At 59.7% G+C, this 20,768-nt stretch carries 19 protein-coding genes; 9 read left to right on the top strand and 10 right to left on the bottom strand.

What is annotated here, in order from left to right; translation table 11 throughout:
- Positions 1-68 precede the first annotated feature (68 nt).
- The 8 genes from rseP to rpsB all read right to left on the bottom strand — a co-directional run bounded on the left by rseP (position 69) and on the right by rpsB (position 7,553).
- On the bottom strand, positions 69-1,421 hold the full coding sequence (rseP, locus tag CRO59_RS03600) for a sigma E protease regulator RseP (RefSeq protein WP_097086445.1): 1,353 nt from the start codon (positions 1,419-1,421) through the stop codon (positions 69-71).
- 54 nt (positions 1,422-1,475) lie between these two features.
- Positions 1,476-2,666: a 1-deoxy-D-xylulose-5-phosphate reductoisomerase gene (gene ispC / locus CRO59_RS03595; protein WP_097086443.1), complete on the bottom strand. Its 1,191-nt coding sequence runs from the start codon at positions 2,664-2,666 to the stop codon at positions 1,476-1,478.
- Entirely contained in the window at positions 2,663-3,469 is an 807-nt protein-coding gene (locus CRO59_RS03590) for a phosphatidate cytidylyltransferase (RefSeq protein WP_007964272.1), read from the bottom strand. The genes ispC and CRO59_RS03590 overlap by 4 nt, the downstream gene beginning before the upstream one ends.
- Complete coding sequence (gene uppS / locus CRO59_RS03585; RefSeq protein ID WP_003222128.1) at positions 3,469-4,224, bottom strand: polyprenyl diphosphate synthase; 756 nt, start codon at positions 4,222-4,224, stop codon at positions 3,469-3,471. The genes CRO59_RS03590 and uppS overlap by 1 nt, the downstream gene beginning before the upstream one ends.
- A 14-nt stretch (positions 4,225-4,238) precedes the next feature.
- Positions 4,239-4,796 carry a ribosome recycling factor gene (frr, locus tag CRO59_RS03580; protein ID WP_027611028.1) on the bottom strand — a complete coding sequence of 186 codons (558 nt, stop codon included), beginning with the start codon at positions 4,794-4,796 and terminating at the stop codon, positions 4,239-4,241.
- The gene (pyrH, locus tag CRO59_RS03575) at positions 4,793-5,536 is read right to left on the bottom strand and encodes a UMP kinase (protein ID WP_003222124.1); all 744 of its coding nucleotides are present in this window, start codon (positions 5,534-5,536) and stop codon (positions 4,793-4,795) included. The genes frr and pyrH overlap by 4 nt, the downstream gene beginning before the upstream one ends.
- A gap of 212 nt (positions 5,537-5,748) precedes the next feature.
- On the bottom strand, positions 5,749-6,612 hold the full coding sequence (gene tsf / locus CRO59_RS03570; protein WP_027611027.1) for a translation elongation factor Ts: 864 nt from the start codon (positions 6,610-6,612) through the stop codon (positions 5,749-5,751).
- A 203-nt stretch (positions 6,613-6,815) separates the two neighbouring features.
- Positions 6,816-7,553: a 30S ribosomal protein S2 gene (rpsB, locus tag CRO59_RS03565; protein WP_003222119.1), complete on the bottom strand. Its 738-nt coding sequence runs from the start codon at positions 7,551-7,553 to the stop codon at positions 6,816-6,818.
- Positions 7,554-7,926: 373 nt separating this feature from the next.
- Between rpsB and map the strand changes: the two genes are divergently transcribed.
- From map to CRO59_RS03540, 5 genes are all read left to right on the top strand, one after another.
- Positions 7,927-8,709, top strand: a complete 783-nt coding sequence (gene map / locus CRO59_RS03560) for a type I methionyl aminopeptidase (RefSeq protein ID WP_007964271.1) — start codon at positions 7,927-7,929, stop codon at positions 8,707-8,709.
- 41 nt (positions 8,710-8,750) lie between these two features.
- Entirely contained in the window at positions 8,751-11,453 is a 2,703-nt protein-coding gene (locus CRO59_RS03555; protein ID WP_097086441.1) for a [protein-PII] uridylyltransferase, read from the top strand.
- Positions 11,454-11,513: 60 nt separating this feature from the next.
- On the top strand, positions 11,514-12,713 hold the full coding sequence (gene dapC / locus CRO59_RS03550) for a succinyldiaminopimelate transaminase (RefSeq protein WP_097086439.1): 1,200 nt from the start codon (positions 11,514-11,516) through the stop codon (positions 12,711-12,713).
- A gap of 163 nt (positions 12,714-12,876) precedes the next feature.
- Complete coding sequence (locus CRO59_RS03545) at positions 12,877-13,569, top strand: M12 family metallopeptidase (protein WP_097086437.1); 693 nt, start codon at positions 12,877-12,879, stop codon at positions 13,567-13,569.
- 147 nt (positions 13,570-13,716) lie between these two features.
- On the top strand, positions 13,717-14,481 hold the full coding sequence (locus CRO59_RS03540; protein ID WP_256578353.1) for a hypothetical protein: 765 nt from the start codon (positions 13,717-13,719) through the stop codon (positions 14,479-14,481).
- Between the two features lie 21 nt (positions 14,482-14,502).
- Here CRO59_RS03540 and CRO59_RS03535 read toward each other — a convergent pair whose 3' ends face one another.
- The gene (locus CRO59_RS03535; protein WP_027611022.1) at positions 14,503-16,134 is read right to left on the bottom strand and encodes a Na+/H+ antiporter; all 1,632 of its coding nucleotides are present in this window, start codon (positions 16,132-16,134) and stop codon (positions 14,503-14,505) included.
- 279 nt (positions 16,135-16,413) lie between these two features.
- Here CRO59_RS03535 and CRO59_RS03530 point away from each other — a divergent pair, with 279 nt between their 5' ends.
- The 4 genes from CRO59_RS03530 to CRO59_RS03515 all read left to right on the top strand — a co-directional run bounded on the left by CRO59_RS03530 (position 16,414) and on the right by CRO59_RS03515 (position 19,578).
- Positions 16,414-16,776 carry an ArsC family reductase gene (locus CRO59_RS03530; protein WP_003222107.1) on the top strand — a complete coding sequence of 121 codons (363 nt, stop codon included), beginning with the start codon at positions 16,414-16,416 and terminating at the stop codon, positions 16,774-16,776.
- 32 nt (positions 16,777-16,808) lie between these two features.
- The gene (gene dapD / locus CRO59_RS03525; protein ID WP_007954762.1) at positions 16,809-17,843 is read left to right on the top strand and encodes a 2,3,4,5-tetrahydropyridine-2,6-dicarboxylate N-succinyltransferase; all 1,035 of its coding nucleotides are present in this window, start codon (positions 16,809-16,811) and stop codon (positions 17,841-17,843) included.
- Positions 17,844-17,971: 128 nt separating this feature from the next.
- On the top strand, positions 17,972-19,177 hold the full coding sequence (locus CRO59_RS03520; RefSeq protein ID WP_097086433.1) for an aminotransferase class V-fold PLP-dependent enzyme: 1,206 nt from the start codon (positions 17,972-17,974) through the stop codon (positions 19,175-19,177).
- A complete protein-coding gene (locus tag CRO59_RS03515) occupies positions 19,174-19,578 on the top strand; it encodes a SufE family protein (protein ID WP_097086431.1) in 405 nt (134 codons plus the stop codon). Before CRO59_RS03520 ends, CRO59_RS03515 begins: the two co-directional genes overlap by 4 nt.
- Positions 19,579-19,680: 102 nt before the next feature.
- Here CRO59_RS03515 and tcdA read toward each other — a convergent pair whose 3' ends face one another.
- Positions 19,681-20,499: a tRNA cyclic N6-threonylcarbamoyladenosine(37) synthase TcdA gene (gene tcdA, locus CRO59_RS03510; RefSeq protein WP_003222099.1), complete on the bottom strand. Its 819-nt coding sequence runs from the start codon at positions 20,497-20,499 to the stop codon at positions 19,681-19,683.
- Between the last annotated feature and the right edge of the window lie 269 nt (positions 20,500-20,768).

The raw sequence follows: 20,768 nt of genomic DNA, 5'->3' as shown, positions 1-20,768 counted from the left end.
CTTTCTTATTCCAACTGGCAATAAACAAACTGCCGCAAAATGCGGCAGATTCGCAATTCAGCGAAGCTTTACAGTCGACTCAGATCATTGACCAGAGCAAGCAACATCACTCCGACCACCAAACTGATACCGATCTGCACCCCCCAACCTTGCACCCGATCCGACAAGGGGCGACCACGCACCCACTCAATCAGATAAAACAACAAATGCCCCCCATCCAGTACAGGAATGGGCAGCAAATTCAGAACCCCCAGGCTAATACTCAGATAAGCAAGGAAATTCAGGAAATCAGCAACGCCCGACTGGGCAGAAGCGCCCGCCACTTTAGCAATGGTTATCGGCCCACTCAAGTTTTTTACCGAGAGCTCGCCAAACAGCATTTTCTTCAGTGAGTCCAGCGTCAGGATGCTCATGGTCCAGGTACGCCGGGCACCCTCGCCAATCGCGGCCAACGGGCCATAACTGACCTCGCGGATCATTTCCGGCGGCCAGTCCACTGCTTTCACGCCAGCACCCAGATAACCGCTCGGCGCCTTGCTTTCGCCACGCGCAGCCAAGGTCACCGGGACGTCGATTTGAGCACCGTCGCGCTCGACGCGCAGCAAGATTTTGGTATCAGGACGCGTACGAACGGTATCAACCACTTGCTGCCAGTCACTCAGCGCCTGGCCATCGAGCGACAACAGGCGGTCGCCGGTTTTCAGACCAGCGGCCTGCGCCGGACCTTTTGGATCGAGCTCGGCCAGCACCGGCGGCAACGCCGGGCGCCATGGGCGAATACCCAGCGAGCGAATCGGATCGGGCTCATCGGCGCCTTTGAGCCAGTGATCCAGCGCCAGTTCGCGCGGCGTGTCAGCGGTAGAGCCCTGCTCGCGCACGAGCAATTGCAGGGAACCGCTTTCCCCAAGACGACGGACCAGCTGCAAATTGACGGCCGCCCAGCCGGAAGTCGGCTCGCCATCGATGGCGACGATCTCCTGACCGGCATTCAAACCGGCCTTGGCCGCGATGCTGCCGGACTCGACCGCACCGATGACCGGACGGATCTGCTCACTGCCGAGCATCGCCAGCACCCAGAAAAACACCAGGGCCAGCAGGAAGTTGGCGATCGGTCCCGCCGCGACAATGGCGATGCGCTGGCGAACCGATTTGCGATTGAAGGATTGATGAAGCTGATCGGCCGGTACTTCGCCCTCACGCTCATCGAGCATTTTGACGTAGCCACCCAGCGGAATCGCGGCGACGACAAATTCGGTGCCCTGCTTGTCGTGCCAGCGCAACAACGGCATGCCGAAGCCAACGGAAAAACGCAGAACCTTGACGCCACAGCGACGCGCGACCCAGAAGTGGCCGAATTCGTGAAAGGTGACCAGTACACCCAAAGCGATCAGGGTGCCGGCAATCATATAGAGCGCGCTCATCTACTTTCTCCGCAATCCTGTTCAGTGCCGCGTGACGCCATGGTTCTGCAACGGCTATCGGCCGTGACGATCAAGCCATTGTTCCGCCAGAATCCGCGCTTTCGCGTCTGCGGTAAACACCGCATCCAGATCCTCAAGCGCAACCACTGGCTCGAGGTTCAGCACGTCCTCGATAATACTCGCGATTTCCAGATAGCCAACGCGTCCGTCAAGAAACGCCGCGACTGCCACTTCGTTGGCCGCATTGAGCATGGCCGGTGCGCTGTTGCCGGTTTCCGCCGCCTGTCGCGCCAGGCGCAGGCAGGGGAAGCGCTGCTCGTCCGGTGCCTCGAAATCCAGGCGCGCAACGGCAAACAGATCCAGCGGTGCCACACCCGAGTCGATTCGCTCAGGCCAGGCCAATGCGTTGGCAATCGGCGTGCGCATGTCAGGGTTGCCCAACTGCGCCAATACCGAGCCATCCACATAGTCGACCAGCGAGTGAATCACACTCTGCGGATGGATCACCACCTCGACCTGCGACGGCTTGGCATCGAACAGCCAGCAGGCCTCGATCAACTCCAGGCCCTTGTTCATCATGCTGGCCGAGTCCACCGAGATCTTGCGTCCCATCGACCAGTTCGGGTGCGCACACGCCTGATCAGGCGAAACATGCACCAGCTCGCTCAACGGTGTCTGCCGGAAAGGCCCGCCCGAAGCCGTGAGCAGAATCCTTCTTACACCGACGGCGCCCAGCCCACGGGCGAAATCCTGCGGCATGCACTGGAAGATCGCGTTGTGCTCGCTGTCGATCGGCAGCAGCACCGAACCGCTCTTGTGCACCGCCTGCATGAACAGCGCGCCGGACATCACCAGCGCCTCTTTATTGGCCAGCAGGATTTTCTTGCCAGCTTCCACCGCCGCCAGCGTCGGGCGCAAGCCTGCCGCACCGACGATGGCCGCCATCACGGCATCCACTTCAGGCGCGGAAGCGACCTGGCACAGGCCCTCCTCCCCCACCAACACGCGAGTGGGCAGACCGGCAGCCCGCAAGTCGTCCTGCAGACCACGCGCCGCCGCCACTTCAGGCACTACCGCGAATTGCGGCACATGGCGAACGCACAAGGCGAGCAACTCGCTCAGGCGCGTGAAACCGCTCAGGGCGAAAACCTGATAACGCTCGGGATGCCGAGCGATAACGTCGAGGGTGCTCAGGCCAATCGAACCGGTAGCCCCCAGAACAGTGATCTGTTGCGGGCGGCTCACGGTGCAGCCATCCACAGCAATACAGCGAAAATCGGGATCGCAGCGGTCAGGCTGTCGATGCGATCAAGCACACCGCCATGACCGGGCAGCAGGTTGCTGCTGTCCTTGATGCCGGACTGGCGCTTGAACATGCTTTCGGTGAGGTCGCCCACCACCGAAATGAATACGATCAATGCAGCGCCGATCAGGCCCTTGAGCAGTTCGGCCACGGTCCAGTCACGCACCAGGCCGACGATCGCGGTGATCACCAGACTCAGCGCCAGACCACCATAAACGCCTTCCCAGCTCTTACCCGGGCTGACTTGCGGCGCCAGCTTGCGCTTGCCGAAAGCACGGCCGGAGAAATAGGCACCGATGTCGGCCCCCCAGACCAGCACCATCACCGCCATGATCAGCCAGTTACCCAGCGGGTACTGTTTGATCTGCACCAGCCCTTGCCAGGCCGGCAACAGGATCAGCAAGCCGATCACCAGTTTGGTGGCCGCCGTGGACCAGTGCTCGCTCGAACGCGGGTACGTCAGCACCAGGTACGTCGCCACCGCCCACCACAACACCGAAGCGCCCAACACCCAAGGGGCGAGGCCCGGCAGGACGTACATGACGAACAGCATCAGCGCGACGACAGCGGCAAAGCCGACACGGAACGACTGTGCGGTAAAGCCCGCCAGGCGTGCCCATTCCCAGGCGCCCAGGCTTACGACCAGACCGATGAACAGCGCAAAACCGGAGCCTTCGAGCAGGAAAAACCCGCACAAAGCGATCGGCAGCAGGATCAGCGCAGTGATGATTCGTTGTTTAAGCATTAAACCCGGGCTCCAGCTTCGACCTGTTCGCTCGTTTTACCGAAGCGACGCTGGCGCGAAGCGAAATCGGCCAGCGCGGTGCGCATGGCTTCGTGTTTGAAGTCCGGCCAGAACAGGTCGGAGAAGTACAACTCGGCATACGCCAGTTGCCACAGCAGGAAGTTGCTGATGCGGTGCTCGCCACCGGTGCGGATGCACAGGTCCGGCAACGGCAGGTCGCCGGTGGCCAGACAGGTTTGCAGCAGATCCGGTGTGATGTCTTCCGGACGCAGATGCCCGGCCTGAACTTCACGCGCCAGACGCTGCGCCGCCTGGGCAATATCCCACTGACCGCCGTAATTGGCGGCGATCTGCAGGATGAAACGGTTGGCACCGGCGGTCATGGCTTCCGCTTCGCGCATCGCTGCCTGAAGCTCAGGATGGAAACGCGAGCGATCGCCGATGATGCGCAAGCTGATGTTGTTGTCGTTCAGACGCTTGGCCTCACGACGCAGCGCCTTGAAGAACAGATCCATCAAGGCGCTGACTTCATCGGCCGGGCGCTGCCAGTTTTCACTGGAAAAGGCGAACAGGGTGAGCACTTCGACCTTGGCCTCGGCGCACACCTCGATTACCGCCCGCACAGCATCCACGCCGGCCTTATGCCCGGCGACACCCGGCATAAAGCGTTTTTTCGCCCAGCGATTATTGCCATCCATGATGATCGCGACATGGCGCGGCACCGCGGACGGCGCAGACTGCTTGGTCTTGTCCATTTAAAACTCGACCCTTATACGGCCATCAGGTCTTTTTCTTTCTCGTCCGTGGCCTTGGTGATCTGGGCCTCGAAGTCTTTGGTCAGCTTGTCGATATCAGCGGTGGCACGACGCTCTTCGTCTTCACTGATTTCCTTGTCCTTGACCAGCTTTTTAAGCTCACCCAATGCGTCACGACGAATGTTGCGCACGGCAACGCGCGCATCTTCCGCTGCGCTACGAGCCTGCTTGGTGAAGCCCTTGCGCGTTTCCTCGGTGAGGGCAGGCATCGGGATCAAAAGCAACTCACCCAGGTTGGTCGGATTGAGGTTCAGACCGGCGCTCTGGATCGCCTTGTCGACGGCAGCGAGCATGTTGCGCTCGAAGGCCACGACTTGCAGGGTACGCGAATCTTTCACGGTGACGTTGGCCACGCTGCTCAGCGGGGTGTCAGTGCCGTAGTAAGGCACCATGACGCTGCCGAGGATGCTCGGGTGAGCCTTGCCGGTACGAATCTGGCCGAACGCGTGGTTCAGAGATTCCAGGGATTTCTGCATACGCGCTTGGGCGTCTTTCTTGATTTCGTTGATCATTGTTGGCCTTCCTCGATCAAAGTCCCTTCAGCGCCGCCGTGCACAATGTTCAGCAGGGCGCCGGGCTTGTTCATGTTGAATACGCGCAGCGGCATCTTGTGATCGCGGCACAGGCAGATAGCAGTCAGATCCATCACGCCCAGCTTGCGATCCAGCACTTCATCATAAGTCAGATGATCGAACTTCTCGGCATGCGGGTCTTTGAACGGGTCTGCGGTGTAAACGCCATCAACCTTGGTCGCTTTCAGCACGACGTCGGCATCGATTTCGATGGCACGCAGGCAGGCTGCCGAATCCGTGGTAAAGAACGGATTGCCGGTACCGGCCGCGAAGATCACCACGTCCTTGGAGTTCAGGTGGCGCATGGCTTTGCGGCGATCATAGTGATCGGTCACGCCAACCATGGAAATGGCCGACATCACGATGGCTGAGATATTGGCACGTTCCAGCGCATCGCGCATGGCCAGGGCGTTCATCACAGTGGCCAGCATGCCCATGTGGTCGCCTGTCACCCGATCCATGCCAGCCTTGCTCAAGGCCTCGCCACGGAACAGGTTGCCACCGCCGATCACCAGACCGACCTGTACGCCGATGCCGACCAGTTGGCCGACTTCCAGCGCCATCCGATCCAGCACTTTTGGATCGATCCCGAACTCTTCCGAGCCCATCAGGGCCTCGCCGCTAAGCTTGAGTAGAATGCGTTTATAGCGAGCCTGATAACCACTGCCCTGCTGAGCCATTGCGAATCTCTCCTGCGGCGTATTTAAAAAATTCTGTGCAAGCTGTTTTACAGCTGCCGTTCACTCTAGCTTGGCGCTGCTTCAGCGCCATCGGAACCTGGCTTTGTAAGTCAGTTCCCAGTGGAAACCAATTAAAAAATGGTAACCCCATCTGAAAAGAGGCTGCGCGCGTGAGCGGGCAGCCTCTTTCGGGCGACAGTTGAAAAACCGTCTTATTGCTTGGCGGCAGCCAGCTGGGCAGCAACTTCTTCAGCGAAGTTGTCGACCGGCTTCTCGATGCCTTCGCCTACTTTGAAGTAGGTGAAGGAAACGATTTCTGCGCCGCCTTTCTTGGCCAGCTCGCCAACCTTGATTTCAGGGTTCTTGACGAACGCCTGCTCAACCAGGCTTGCTTCTGCCAGGAACTTGCTGATACGGCCTTTAACCATGTTCTCAACAATGTTTTCTGGCTTGCCTTTGATCTTCTCTTCGTTCAGCTGCAGGAACACAGCTTTTTCACGCTCGATCGCTTCAGCCGAAACTTGCGAAGGCAGCAGGAACTCAGGGTTGCTGGCAGCTACGTGCATCGCGATGTCTTTGGCCAGCTCGACGTCACCGCCTTTCAGAGCCACAACCACGCCGATCTTGTTGCCGTGCAGGTAAGAACCGACAACGTCACCTTCGATACGGGCCAGACGACGGATGTTGACGTTCTCGCCTACTTTGGCAACCAGTGCTTCGCGAGCAGCTTCTTGCGAAGCGATCAGCGGAGCAGCGTCGGTCAGCTTGTCAGCGAAAGCTTTTTCAACGCTGGCAGCGACGAAGTTTTTGAAGTCGTCTTGCAGAGCCAGGAAGTCGGTCTGCGAGTTCACTTCCAGGATAACGGCAGCTTTACCGTCGTCCTTGATTGCGATTGCGCCTTCAGCGGCAACGTTGCCAGCCTTTTTCGCAGCCTTGATCGCGCCCGAAGCACGCATGTCATCAATGGCTTTTTCGATGTCGCCGTCAGCCTTTTCCAGGGCTTTCTTGCAGTCCATCATGCCTTCGCCGGTACGCTCGCGCAGTTCTTTAACCAACGCTGCAGTAATTGCTGCCATTTTCAAATTCCTCTTGGATAGGTTTTCAACCATTCCACCCGATCGAACGGGCGTTCAATTCTTCCCGAAACACCTTGTAGCTGCTGCACGTTACAAATGCAGGAGGTGCGCTGCCACAAGTGGGCGCCAACAAACGGTTTTCGAGGTGGCAAAAAGGGGGCCAAGCCCCCTTTTTGCTTACTGAGTCAACGCCAGGGCGTCGATTACTCAGCTGCAGCCTGAGTTTCTTCAGCTGCGAATTCAACAGTGCCGCCAGCAACATTGTTGCGACCACGGATCACTGCGTCAGCCATCGAACCCATGTACAGCTGGATAGCGCGGATTGCGTCATCGTTGCCTGGGATGATGTAGTCAACGCCTTCCGGGCTGCTGTTGGTATCGACAACGCCGATGACCGGGATGCCCAGCTTGTTGGCTTCGGTGATCGCGATGCGCTCGTGGTCAACGTCGATCACGAACAGTGCGTCTGGCAGACCGCCCATGTCCTTGATGCCGCCCAGCGAACGATCCAGCTTTTCCAGGTCACGGGAGCGCATCAGCGCTTCTTTCTTGGTCAGCTTGGCGAAGGTACCGTCTTCGGCTTGAACTTCAAGGTCACGCAGACGCTTGATGGAAGCACGAATGGTTTTGAAGTTGGTCAGCATGCCGCCCAACCAGCGGTGATCGACGTACGGCGAACCGCAACGTGCTGCTTCTTCAGCAACGATCTTGCCAGCGGAACGCTTGGTGCCGACGAACAGAATCTTGTTTTTGCCCTGGGCCAGACGCTCTACGAAAGTCAGAGCTTCGTTGAACATTGGCAGGGTTTTTTCAAGGTTGATGATGTGAATCTTGTTACGCGCGCCGAAAATGTACTTACCCATTTTCGGATTCCAGTAACGGGTTTGGTGACCGAAGTGCACACCGGCCTTCAGCATATCGCGCATGTTGACTTGGGACATGATAGTTCCTTAATAAGTCGGGTTTGGCCTCCACGTATCCCAATGACCAACCAGTGGCATAAAGCCAAAAGCACCCAGGTCATCGTGTCGACACGTGTGTGGATTTAAGCTTTTCGGGGTATCCCCGGAAAGCGGCGCATTTTATACCACAGGGTGCACAGAAACGGAACCCGGAATCTGCAATCGCACCAGGGACATGGGCGCAGCCCCCTTGGAATCGCCTTCAAGCGCACCATTGTATAGACAGACGCGATGCACGCAGGCGCGGATTTGCGCCTTTCGTCTGGTAGAATCGCGTTTTTCAGGGTCGCAAATCCCACACCTGCCACCCTATCCGTATCAGCAAGCGCCGCCGAGCGCAGAGAGAGCCTGTATGACCGTCAACCTCAAAACCCCCGAGGACATCGCTGGCATGCGTGTCGCCGGCAAACTGGCCGCCGATGTGCTGGAAATGATTGCCGAACACGTCAAACCGGGCGTGACCACCGATCAACTGAACCAGATCTGCCACGACTACATCGTCAACGTGCAGCAGGCCATCCCTGCCCCGCTCAACTACAAGGGCTACCCGAAGTCGATCTGCACATCGATCAATCACGTGGTCTGCCACGGCATCCCGAATGACAAGCCGCTGAAGAATGGTGACACGCTGAACATCGACGTCACCGTGATCAAGGACGGCTACCACGGCGACACCAGCCGTATGTTCCACGTTGGCGAAGTGCCGGTCTGGGCCGAACGCCTGTCGCAGGTCACCCAGGAATGCATGTACAAGGCGATCGAAATCGTCAAACCTGGCTGCCGTCTCGGCGACATCGGTGAAATCATCCAGAAGCACGCGGAAAAGAACGGTTTCTCGGTGGTTCGCGAGTTCTGCGGCCACGGCATCGGCAAGGTGTTCCACGAAGAGCCGCAGATCCTGCATTACGGTCGCGCCGGCACCGGCATGGAACTGAAGGCCGGCATGACCTTCACCATCGAACCGATGATCAACCAGGGCAAGGCCGACACCAAGGTACTGGGCGACGGCTGGACCGCGATCACCAAGGACCGCAAACTCTCGGCGCAGTGGGAACACACCCTGCTGGTGACCGACACCGGCTACGAGATCTTCACCCTGCGCGCCGACGACACCATCCCGCGCGTCTCGGCCTGATCCCAAGAACGCTCCCAGCCCTATAGAAGGAAAGCCAATCGATGCCGCAGGTGGATCCCGAACTCTTCGACCGCGGCCAGTTCCAGGCTGAACTGGCCCTGAAAGCGAGTCCCATCGCGGCGTTCAAGAAGGCGATCCGCCAGGCGCGCGAGGTCCTCGACACGCGTTTTCGCAGTGGCCGCGACATCCGCCGACTGATCGAAGACCGTGCGTGGTTCGTCGACAACATCCTGCAAAAAGCCTGGGAGCAGTTCAACTGGAGCGAAGACGCCGATATCGCACTGGTCGCGGTCGGCGGCTACGGCCGTGGTGAGTTGCACCCCTATTCCGACATCGACCTGCTGATCCTGCTGGACAGCGCCGATCACGAAGTCTTCCGCGATTCCATCGAGCGTTTTCTGACGCTGCTGTGGGACATCGGCCTGGAAGTCGGTCAGAGCGTACGCTCGGTCGACGAATGCGCCGAAGAGGCCCGCGCCGACCTGACGGTGGTCACCAACCTGATGGAAAGCCGCACCATCTGCGGCCCCGAGCGCCTGCGCCAGCGCATGCTCGATGTCACCAGCACCGCGCACATGTGGCCGGCCAAGGAGTTTTTCCTGGCCAAACGCGCCGAGCAAAAGGCCCGTCACCACAAGTACAACGACACCGAATACAACCTGGAACCCAACGTCAAAGGCTCGCCCGGTGGCCTGCGGGATATCCAGACGATTTTGTGGGTGGCCCGGCGTCAGTACGGCACCCTGAACCTGCGCGCCCTCGCCGGTGAAGGTTTCCTGGTCGAGAGCGAAAACGCCCTATTGGCGTCATCCCAGGAGTTCCTCTGGAAAGTGCGTTACGCCCTGCACATGCTCGCCGGGCGCTCGGAAGACCGTCTGCTGTTCGATCATCAACGGACCATCGCCGGCCTGCTCGGTTTTGAAGGCGACGACGCCAAACAGGCGGTCGAAAACTTCATGCAGCAGTACTTCCGCGTGGTGATGAGCATCGCCCAGCTCAGCGACCTGATCATCCAGCACTTCGAGGAAGTGATCCTCGCCCCGGAAGACGAAGCACCGCCGCAGCCGATCAACTCGCGCTTCCAGTTGCACGACGGCTACATCGAAGCACGCAACGACAACGTATTCCGCCGCACGCCGTTCGCCATGCTCGAGATCTTCGTGCTGATGGCCCAGCAACCGGAAATCAAAGGCGTGCGCGCTGACACCATTCGTCTGCTGCGCGAGAACCGGCACCTGATCGACGACAACTTCCGCAACGATATCCGCAACACCAGCCTGTTCATCGAGCTGTTCAAGTGCAAGATCGGCGTGCACCGCAACCTGCGCCGGATGAACCGCTACGGCATCCTCGGGCGCTATCTGCCGGAGTTCGGCTTCATCGTTGGGCAGATGCAGCACGACCTGTTCCACATCTATACGGTCGATGCGCATACCCTGAACCTGATCAAGCACCTGCGTAAGTTGCAGTACACCCAGGTGTCGGAAAAATTCCCGTTGGCCGCCAAGCTAATGGCCAAACTGCCCAAGCCCGAACTGATCTACATGGCCGGCCTGTATCACGACATCGGCAAGGGCCGGCATGGCGATCACTCGGACATCGGCGCAGTCGATGCCGAAGCGTTCTGCCAGCGCCATCAGTTGCCGCTGTGGGACAGCCGCCTGATCGTCTGGCTGGTGCAGAACCATCTGGTGATGTCGACCACCGCGCAGCGCAAGGATCTGTCCGATCCACAGGTGATCCACGACTTCGCGCAGATCGTCAGCGACGAAACCCGTCTGGATTACCTGTATGTGCTTACCGTGGCCGACATCAACGCGACCAACCCGACGCTTTGGAATTCGTGGCGCGCCAGCCTGCTGCGCCAGCTCTACACCGAGACCAAACGCGCTCTGCGCCGTGGCCTGGAAAATCCGGTGGATCGCGAAGAGCAGATCCGCCAGACCCAGAGTGCGGCGCTGGACATCCTGGTGCGCGGTGGCACTGATCCGGACGATGTCGAGCAGTTGTGGGCACAGTTGGGCGATGACTATTTCCTGCGTCACACAGCCGGCGATGTGGCCTGGCACAGTGACGCGATCCTGCAGCAGCCGGCCGATGGCGGTCCGCTGGTGCTGATCAAGGAAACCACCCAGCGCGAGTTCGAGGGCGGCACGCAGATCTTCATCTACGCCCCGGACCAGCACGACTTCTTCGCCGTAACCGTGGCCGCGATGGACCAGCTCAACCTGAACATTCACGACGCCCGGGTCATCACTTCGAGCAGCCAGTTCACCCTCGACACCTACATCGTGCTCGACACCGACGGCGACTCGATCGGCGACAACCCGGCGCGGGTCAAACAGATTCGCGACGGCCTGACCGACGCCCTGCGTAACCCCGACGACTACCCGACGATCATCCAGCGCCGGGTGCCGCGCCAGCTCAAGCACTTCGCCTTCGCGCCGCAGGTGACGATCCACAACGACGCCCAGCGTCCGGTGACAGTGCTGGAACTGACGGCACCGGATCGCCCGGGCCTGCTGGCACGGATCGGCGGGATCTTCCTCGAGTTCGACCTGTCGCTGCAGAACGCCAAGATTGCGACCCTGGGCGAACGCGTAGAAGACGTGTTCTTTATCACCGACGCCCACAACCAGCCGCTCTCCGACCCGCTGCTGTGCAGTCGCCTGCAGGACGCAATCGTCGAGCAACTGAGCGTCAATCAGGAACCGGATATCAAGCTTTCGCGCATCAGTATTTGATCCAGCAATTCCCCCCTGTGGGAGCGAGCAAGCTCGCTCCCACATTGAACGAGGCCCCCCATGAACAACGCTCTGACGCAGCTCCAGCCCTACCCGTTCGAAAAACTCCGCGCGCTGCTTGGCACGGTCACGCCGAACCCGGACAAACGCCCGATCGCCCTGTCGATCGGCGAGCCGAAACATCGCTCGCCAAGCTTTGTCGCCGAAGCGCTGGCGAACAATCTGGATCAGATGGCGGTGTATCCGACCACCCTCGGCATCCCGGCCCTGCGCGAAGCCATCGCCGGCTGGTGCGAACGTCGTTTTGGCGTACCGAGCGGCTGGATCGATCCGGCGCGCAATGTGCTGCCGGTCAACGGTACCCGCGAAGCGCTGTTCGCCTTCACCCAGACTGTGGTCAACCGTGGCGACGATGCACTGGTGGTCAGCCCGAACCCGTTCTATCAGATCTACGAAGGCGCAGCGTTCCTCGCCGGGGCCAAGCCGCACTACCTGCCTTGCCTGGACGAAAACGGCTTCAACCCGGATTTCGACGCCGTGTCACCGGACATCTGGAAACGCTGCCAGATCCTGTTTCTGTGCTCGCCAGGCAACCCGACCGGCGCACTGATCCCGGTTGATGTACTGAAAAAACTCATCGCCCTGGCCGACGAATACGACTTTGTGATCGCCGCCGACGAGTGCTACAGCGAACTGTACTTCGACGAACAGACCCCGCCGCCGGGCCTGCTCAGCGCCTGCGTCGAACTGGGCCGCAAGGACTTCAAGCGTTGCGTGGTGTTCCACAGCCTGTCCAAGCGCTCCAATCTGCCGGGCCTGCGCTCCGGGTTCGTCGCCGGTGACGCGGATATCCTCAAGGGTTTCCTGCTGTACCGCACCTACCACGGTTGCGCGATGCCGGTGCAAACCCAACTGGCCAGCGTTGCGGCGTGGAATGACGAAGTGCATGTACGCGCCAACCGTGCGCTGTACCGCGAGAAGTTCGACGCAGTGCTGGCAATTCTCAGCCCGGTGATGGACGTACAGCGTCCGGACGGCAGCTTCTACCTCTGGCCGAACGTGGCCGGTGACGATGCCGCATTCTGCCGCGACCTGTTCGAGCAGGAACATGTGACTGTCGTGCCAGGCTCGTATCTGTCGCGCGAGGTCGACGGCGTGAATCCGGGCGCCGGGCGCGTGCGCATGGCACTGGTTGCGCCTTTGGCTGAATGTGTTGAAGCTGCAGAACGGATCCGCGACTTCATCACCCGCCAACACTGAGTTTTTAATATCCGTGCCAGTCATCTGGCACGGACATACCCCTCAAGTTACATTTAAAACCACTTTACGACTACTCCAGACACTGCCCGAAGCTTAATCTCGCGCAGTGGTTTTTTGCATGCGCGAAACAACCAAAAAGACAAATCAAGGAGCAAGACAAAGCATGGACAACTTTCAATATTGCACGCTGCAAAAACCGGCTAAAGAACTCAAATCCAGCGCCCTTAACAACAGCCGAAAAAAACGCTCGTTGGTACACTACGACAAACTTTGGCCAAGCCGACACACTCTTAAAATAGCTTTCATGGATAACCCAACTCCGGAACACAAAGATAAAATCATTGCCGCCGCCGAAAAATGGCTTCCTTATATCAGTTTGAAGTTTGAGTTCGTTGAAGGCGTAGAGGGTGAGATCCGAATCGCCACCGAGGGTGTGGTGAACAGTTCATTTCTGGGTACCGATGCACTGGATATGTTTCCTGACACGCCAACCATGAACCTTGGCATCGACCCCGAACACGAAGACTTCGAGACGGTCGTCATCCACGAGTTTGGCCACGCACTCGGCGCGATGCACGAACACCAGCACCCCAAGGCGCAAATCCCCTGGAATAAAGAAAATGTTTACAACTACTACCAGAACAGACCGATGAATCCACTGTCGCGAGCCGAAGTTGACGACAATATATTTACGCCTTTTGACGATGCCGACGCGCTTTACTTGCCATACGATCGAAAATCCATCATGCACCATCCTGTTCCCAACAATTTGACGCTTGGCAATTGGGCGAATCCGATCAATCGCGAAATCAGTGATAAAGACAAACAGCTCATGCGGTTGATTTACCCACGTTGAATCACATCTTTACCGTGCCAGTTCTGTTGGCACGGTAATCCGTCATAGAATCGTACACATATCCAATTTACCTGCTCAGGCGCAGCAACTAGCATCCTTCATTCAAAGCGACTTTCCGGGAACAAAAAGCAGCCCGAGAAGTTACATATGACGAACGAAAACATGGATGTTCAGTTATGCACTCAACCCGGCTTCAGCCAAACAAAAAAACCGAAACCACACGCACCTCCCGCAACATCAAATGCACTTCGGAGGTTCAGTAAAATGTGGGCTAAAAACAATCCGGCAAAATTCTGGACTCCCGGCAGCACTCTCCGCATCGCCTTCCTCAACGGTACGCAGGAATTCAAGGACGCGACCATTGCCGCTGCCAGCAACTGGTTGCCGCACATCAACTTGAAATTCGATTTCGTTGAAGGTGAAGTGGGCGACATCCGCATACTCAGTCAGGAAGGAACGTTTTCCTCCCGGATAGGTACGGATGCTCTGCTACACCCCGATGAGCCGACCATGACACTCTGGCCCCATCCACCCAGTCAGGCACGTTACTTCGCAGCCAATGTCATGCATGAGTTCGGTCACATGCTGGGCGCGGAGCATGAACAGACCAATCCCACGGCAGATATTCCTTGGGACAAGCCAGCCATCTATGCACAATTTGGAATCACCGCCGACCCGGAAGAAGACGACTCCCAGGCCAGCGTGACGCGCAAACGCCTGCACGACTGGTACTTTGACCGCGGCAATCCCGACGAAAGCATTTATTCGGAATACGATCCAAAGTCGATCATGCACTATCGCATCAGCCAGTCCTGGACCATCGGAGACTTCCAGCTCTTCATTAATCTGGATCTCAGCGAAAAGGACAAAATCTTCATGGCGAACGCTTATCCCTGCCCCGCGAGTGAGTGATCGCATCAGGTCCGTGTCAGGCTATTTGACCTGACCCAGATTCGCCTCACTCAAATCCAGCTCACCCAATACCTCACGCAACACGTCATCACCGATCTGGTGCTGACGACTGAGGCTATACAACTCCAGGCGCTGCGCCCGCAACGCCTTCAAGCGCAAGCGGCGTTCCAGCAGATCCATCTGGAACGCCAGCGCCTGGGCTTCGGCCGAATCATTGAACACGTCGAGCTGATGACGATACTCGGACATGATCCGCGCCTTGAGTTCCGCCGAGAGTGCGGCCTGCGCCGCATCCTGCGGGCCGACCTCTTCGGTTTCCAGCGCATGGATCGCCGCCTCGGCGGTCTTGCGCCAGGCGTCGCGCACTTCCTGGCGGCGTTTGTCGTCCGGGCTTTTCTCGATGCCGCGCAGCAGCAACGGCAGGGCGATGCAGGCGCAAATCAGCGACAACAGAATCACCCCGGCGGCGATGAAAATCAGCAGATCACGCTCGGGGAACGCCTCGGCCCCCATCAACATCGGTACCGACATCACACCGGCCAGCGTCACCGCCCCGCGCACTCCGCCGACAGTCAGCAGCCAGCAAGATCGAGCGGTCGGCACTTGCGTCAGGTCGCCCTTGCCGCGCAGCCGTCGCAGCAGCACCGACAAACGCCAGATGCTCTGCACCCAGATAAAGCGCAACAGCACCAGCGCGAGGAAAATCGCCACCACGTCGAGGCCACGGTACATCAGCGTCGGCCACAACGTCGGTTCGTGGCTGACCACGGCCTTGATGATGTCCGGCAATTGCAGACCCAGCAGCAGAAAGATCAGGCCGTTGAAGGCAAACTCAAGCAGCGACCAGACGCTGCGATTGAGTAGCCGGGTGCTGGTCTGCCGCGGCAGCAGATCGAGCCAGCTCTGCATCATCCCCGCCGCGACAGCCGAAAGAATCCCCGATGCACCCAGTCGCTCGGCCAATACATAGGCGGCGAACGGCAGCAGCAACATGAACACCACGTGGGTGGCCGGATCATCCCAGCCACGGGCGATCATCCACGCGCGCAAGCGCCCGACCAGCCAGCTCAGCGCGACGCCGACGGCCAAGCCCCCGACCGCCACCAGTACGAACGTCAGGCTGGCATTGGCCAGCGAGAACACCCCGGTCACCGCCGCCACCAAGGCAAACTTGAACGTCACCAGACCCGAGGCATCGTTCATCAACGCCTCGCCTTGCAGGATGTGCATCAGCGGTGTCGGCAAGCGGTTCTGCGAGATCGCCGAGACCGCCACGGCGTCGGTCGGCGAGAGCACGGCGGCCAGCGCGAAGGCCACCGGCAGCGGAATGCTCGGCAACAGCCAGTGAATGAAGTACCCGGCGCCGACCACGGTGAACAGCACCAGGCCAACCGCCAGCGTCAGGATCGGCCCGCGCAGATGCCAGAACTCGCGTTTGGGCATGCGCCAACCGTCGGAAAACAGCAGCGGGGGCAGGAACAGAAACAGGAACAATTCGGGGTCCAGCGCGACGTGCAGGCCCAGTGTCGGCCAGGCCAGCAAGGCACCGGCGGCGATTTGCACGAGGGGCAGCGGCAGCGGGACGACCCGTCCGACCAGCCGGGAGACGCTGACCAGCATCAGCAGGATCAGGACGGTATAAGCGGTTTGCATAAAGCGGAAATCTCAGACAATCGACAGCGTTGAACTGCCATATTAGCCGCTTAGGATGCGTCTGGCGTTTGCACCTATGTCGCACTGCCCTTGTGGGAGCGAGCCTGCTCGCGAATGCGGTGTCTCCTTCAACAGAAATATTGCCTGTCATGGCCCCTTCGCGAGCAGGCTCGCTCCCACAGGTTTTGCAGCGTTACGACAACCGTGGCCGACGAAACGCTTTGGTCATGGCATAATCCGACACCATTTTTTTCCAGCACCTGTAAAGGGGGCGATTCCTTGACCGTTTCAAGTAAAACGTTGCACCTTTTCGGCATCAAAGCCTGCGACACCATGAAGAAGGCGCGCACCTGGCTCGATGAACACGCTGTCAGCTACGACTTCCACGATTACAAAACCGCCGGTATCGACCGTGAGCACCTGACCCAATGGTGTGACGAGCACGGCTGGCAAACGGTGTTGAACCGTGCAGGCACGACCTTTCGCAAACTCGACGACGAACGTAAAGCCGATCTCGACCAGTCGAAAGCCATCGAACTGATGCTCGCTCAACCCTCGATGATCAAGCGCCCGGTGCTCGATCTCGGTGACCGAACCCTGATTGGCTTCAAGCCAGACATCTACGCGGCCGCACTCAAGTAAGCAGCCCGTCACTTATTGCTAGAGGTATTCACATGTCCAACTCTCTGTTCAGCATCGCCTTTGGTGTCGGCACGCAAAACCGTCAAGGCGCCTGGCTGGAAGTGTTCTACGCTCAGCCACTGCTCAACCCGTCGGCCGAACTGGTCGCCGCTGTTGCGCCGATCCTCGGTTACACCGAAGGCAACCAGGCCATCACCTTCACCACTGCACAGGCTGCGCAACTGGCTGAAGCAGTCAAAGGCATCGACGCCGTTCAAGGCAAGCTGCTGACCCGTCTGGCCGAGAGCCACAAGCCGCTGGTCGCCACCCTGCTGGCCGAAGACGCACAGCTGACCTCGACGCCTGAGGCCTACCTCAAGCTGCACCTGCTGTCGCATCGTCTGGTCAAGCCACACGGCGTAAGCCTGGCCGGGATCTTCCCGCTGCTGCCGAACGTGGCCTGGACCAGCCAGGGTGCAATCGACCTGAGCGAACTGGCCGAATTGCAACTCGAAGCGCGTCTGCGCGGCGAGCTGCTGGAAGTGTTCTCGGTGGACAAGTTCCCGAAAATGACCGACTACGTGGTACCGGCCGGTGTGCGTATCGCTGACGCGGCACGTCTGCGTCTGGGCGCTTACGTGGGCGAAGGCACCACCGTGATGCACGAAGGCTTCATCAACTTCAACGCCGGCACCGAAGGCCCAGGCATGATCGAAGGCCGCGTGTCCGCTGGCGTGTTCGTCGGCAAGGGTTCGGACCTTGGCGGCGGCTGCTCGACCATGGGCACCCTGTCGGGCGGCGGCAACATCGTGATCAAGGTCGGCGAAGGCTGCCTGATCGGCGCCAACGCCGGTATCGGTATCCCGTTGGGCGACCGCAACACCGTCGAGTCGGGCCTGTACGTGACCGCCGGCACCAAGGTCGCGCTGCTGGACGAGCACAACAACCTGGTCAAGGTTGTGAAGGCGCGCGAGCTGGCCGGTCAGACCGATCTGCTGTTCCGTCGCAACTCGGAAACCGGTGCCGTGGAGTGCAAAACCCACAAATCGGCGATCGAGCTGAACGAAGCGCTGCACGCTCACAACTAAGTGCCGCAGGCACTTGTGGGAGCGAGCCTGCTCGCGAAGGCGTCCTTGAGGTCGCAAAAAGCTTCGCGAGCAGGCTCGCTCCCACAGTGCCTTGTGTACACCCCGCCCAAGTTCACAGGGCTGAACCTATGATGATTCCCTCCCCCTGGCGCGCCGACTTTCCGGCCATCGCCGCCCTGCAACGGCAAGACCAGACCTATCTGGACAACGCCGCCACCACGCAAAAACCCCAGGCCCTGCTCGACGCACTGACGCATTACTACGCCAACGGCGCGGCCAATGTGCATCGTGCGCAGCATCTGCCCGGCGCCCACGCGACGCAGGCGTTCGAAGACAGTCGGCTCAAGGTTGCCCAGTGGCTGAATGCCGGTGACAGCGGGCAGATCATCTTCACCCATGGCGCCACCAGTGCGCTGAATTTCCTGGCCTATGGCCTGGAACATCTTTTCCACCCGGGCGATGAAATTGTCATCAGCGCCCTGGAGCATCACGCCAACCTGCTGCCGTGGCAGCAACTGGCACAGCGTCGCGAGCTGAAACTGGTGATCCTGCCGCTGGACGCCGACGGCGTGATCGACCTCGGCGCCGCCGTGCGTTTGATCACCCCGCGCACTCGCTTGCTGGCGGTCAGTCAGCTGTCCAACGTGCTCGGTGCCTGGCAACCGCTACCAGCGCTGCTGGCGATGGCCAAGGCGCACAACGCGCTGACCGTGGTCGATGGCGCCCAGGGTGTGGTGCATGGTCGCCACGATGTGCAGGCGCTGGGTTGCGACTTCTATGTGTTTTCCAGCCACAAGCTGTACGGCCCCGATGGCCTCGGCGTGCTGTTCGGGCGCAACAAGGCGCTTGAGCAACTGCAGCCGTGGCAGTTCGGCGGCGAAATGGTGCTGGAAGCCAACTATCACGATGCACGCTTCCGCCCTGCCCCGCTGGGCTTCGAAGCGGGCACGCCGCCGATTGCCAGCGTGATCGGCCTCGGCGCGACCCTCGATTATCTGGCTGGCCTGGATCAGGACGCGGTGTCGGCCCATGAAGCGGCGCTGCACGCCTACCTGCTGCAAGGCCTGGCCGCGCGCAACGGCATTCGTCTGCTGGGCAAGCCGCAATTGGCGCTGGCGAGTTTCGTCGTCGAGGGTGTGCACAACGCCGATCTGGCGCACTTGCTGACCGAGCAAGGTATCGCCGTGCGCGCCGGGCATCACTGCGCCATGCCGTTGCTGAAAAGCTTCGAACTGGCCGGGGCGATTCGCGTGTCGCTGGCGCTGTACAACGATTCCGAGGATCTGGAGCGTTTCTTCGAGGCGTTGGATCAGGCCCTGGAGTTGCTGCGATGAGCCTGCCGCTCCCCGCCGCCGAAGCGCTGCAGACCTTTCAGAATGCCGCCGGTTGGGAACAACGCGCGCGGTTGCTGATGCAGTTTGGCGATCGTCTGCCGCCGCTGGATGACGCGGACAAATGTGAAGCCAATCGCGTGCATGGCTGTGAGAGCCAAATGTGGCTGGTGGGTGAGTTGCAGGACGGTCACTGGCAGTTCAGCGCTGCCAGCGATGCGCGGATGATTCGTGGGTTGGTGGCGTTGCTGCTGTTGCGGGTCAACGGCTTGAGCGCTGCCGAGTTGCGGCAGGTGGATTTGCCCGAGTGGTTCAATCAGCTGGGACTTTCGCGGCAGTTGTCGCCGTCGCGCAGTAATGGCTTGAATGCCGTGCTCCAGCGGATGAATGAGTTGGCTAAATAAAGCGGCTGCTTCGCAGCCATCGCGAGCAGGCTCACTCCTACAATTGGAATGCGTCCCCCTGTAGGAGTGAGCCTGCTCGCGATGAGGCCATCAGCCCCAGAATCAAACCTGAGGCTTCACCCGATCCGCTGGCCGCCGCACACCCGCCACAATCTTGTCCACCGCCTTGGTCGCCGCGACCATGCCGAACGTCGCCGTGACCATCATCACCGCGCCAAAGCCACCAGCGCAGTCGAGCTTCACCCCGTCGCCGACAAAACTCTTCTGCAAACAGATGCTGCCGTCCGGTTTCGGATAGCGCAGTTGTTCGGTGGAGAACACACACGGCACGCTGTAATGCCGGGTCACGGTGCGCGAAAAGCCATAATCACGACGCAACGTCGAGCGCACTTTCGAGGCCAGCGGGTCATTGAACGTGCGGTTGAGGTCGCAGACCTGAATCAGCGTCGGATCAATCTGCCCACCGGCACCGCCAGTGGTGATGATCTGGATCTTGCGGCGTTTGCACCAGGCGATCAGCGCAGCCTTGGCGTTGACCGCGTCGATGCAGTCGATCACGCAGTCGATGTTCGGTGTGATGTACTCGGCCATGGTGTCGCGCGTCACGAAGTCCGCCACCGCATGCACGGTGCAATCCGGATTGATCCCGCGCAGGCGCTCGGCCATCACTTCGACCTTGGGTTTGCCGACGGTGCTGTCCAGCGCGTGCAACTGGCGGTTGGCGTTGCTGACGCAGACGTCATCGAGGTCGAACAGCGAAATCTCGCCGACGCCACAGCGGGCCATGGCTTCCGCCGCCCAGGAACCGACGCCACCGACGCCGACAATCGCCACATGGGCCGCACGCAGGCGCTCGAGGCCCTCGATGCCATACAAACGGGCGATGCCTGCAAACCGCGGATCTTCTGTACTCATGACCATTACCCCAAAAACCGGCGCGCATTATAGGGCCGTCGGCGGCCAAGAGCATCTTTGACGCTATGAACGGTGAACGCAGCCGTTTTGCGCAAGCCTTGTGGCGAGGGAGCTTGCTCCCGCCGGGTCGCGAAGCGGCCCTTTGAAAGCGGCCTGCTTCGCAGTCCAGCGGGAGCAAGCTCCCTCGCCACTGGGAATTGCTATAACTAAGCAACAAAGTTTTCTCTTACAAGCTGTTACTAAAGAACTTAAATCAGGTTGGACTGCCCAATGTC

The organism is Pseudomonas sp. LAMO17WK12:I5, from assembly GCF_900215165.1.
In the GTDB taxonomy this organism is placed as follows: domain Bacteria; phylum Pseudomonadota; class Gammaproteobacteria; order Pseudomonadales; family Pseudomonadaceae; genus Aquipseudomonas; species Aquipseudomonas putida_A.
This window is presented reverse-complemented; position numbering and strand designations above follow the sequence as displayed.

What these genes read in the sequence shown, in the direction of transcription:
- CRO59_RS03515 (WP_097086431.1), top strand. Translation starts at nt 19,174, where the DNA reads ATGAGCCTGCCGCTCCCCGCCGCCGAAGCGCTGCAGACCTTTCAGAAT.
- dapC (WP_097086439.1), top strand. Translation starts at nt 11,514, where the DNA reads ATGAACAACGCTCTGACGCAGCTCCAGCCCTACCCGTTCGAAAAACTC.
- map (WP_007964271.1), top strand. Translation starts at nt 7,927, where the DNA reads ATGACCGTCAACCTCAAAACCCCCGAGGACATCGCTGGCATGCGTGTC.
- CRO59_RS03520 (WP_097086433.1), top strand. Translation starts at nt 17,972, where the DNA reads ATGATGATTCCCTCCCCCTGGCGCGCCGACTTTCCGGCCATCGCCGCC.
- frr (WP_027611028.1), bottom strand. Translation starts at nt 4,796, where the DNA reads ATGATCAACGAAATCAAGAAAGACGCCCAAGCGCGTATGCAGAAATCC.
- CRO59_RS03545 (WP_097086437.1), top strand. Translation starts at nt 12,877, where the DNA reads ATGGACAACTTTCAATATTGCACGCTGCAAAAACCGGCTAAAGAACTC.
- uppS (WP_003222128.1), bottom strand. Translation starts at nt 4,224, where the DNA reads ATGGACAAGACCAAGCAGTCTGCGCCGTCCGCGGTGCCGCGCCATGTC.
- rseP (WP_097086445.1), bottom strand. Translation starts at nt 1,421, where the DNA reads ATGAGCGCGCTCTATATGATTGCCGGCACCCTGATCGCTTTGGGTGTA.
- pyrH (WP_003222124.1), bottom strand. Translation starts at nt 5,536, where the DNA reads ATGGCTCAGCAGGGCAGTGGTTATCAGGCTCGCTATAAACGCATTCTA.
- CRO59_RS03555 (WP_097086441.1), top strand. Translation starts at nt 8,751, where the DNA reads ATGCCGCAGGTGGATCCCGAACTCTTCGACCGCGGCCAGTTCCAGGCT.
- tcdA (WP_003222099.1), bottom strand. Translation starts at nt 20,499, where the DNA reads ATGGTCATGAGTACAGAAGATCCGCGGTTTGCAGGCATCGCCCGTTTG.
- dapD (WP_007954762.1), top strand. Translation starts at nt 16,809, where the DNA reads ATGTCCAACTCTCTGTTCAGCATCGCCTTTGGTGTCGGCACGCAAAAC.
- CRO59_RS03535 (WP_027611022.1), bottom strand. Translation starts at nt 16,134, where the DNA reads ATGCAAACCGCTTATACCGTCCTGATCCTGCTGATGCTGGTCAGCGTC.
- CRO59_RS03540 (WP_256578353.1), top strand. Translation starts at nt 13,717, where the DNA reads ATGACGAACGAAAACATGGATGTTCAGTTATGCACTCAACCCGGCTTC.
- tsf (WP_027611027.1), bottom strand. Translation starts at nt 6,612, where the DNA reads ATGGCAGCAATTACTGCAGCGTTGGTTAAAGAACTGCGCGAGCGTACC.
- CRO59_RS03590 (WP_007964272.1), bottom strand. Translation starts at nt 3,469, where the DNA reads ATGCTTAAACAACGAATCATCACTGCGCTGATCCTGCTGCCGATCGCT.
- rpsB (WP_003222119.1), bottom strand. Translation starts at nt 7,553, where the DNA reads ATGTCCCAAGTCAACATGCGCGATATGCTGAAGGCCGGTGTGCACTTC.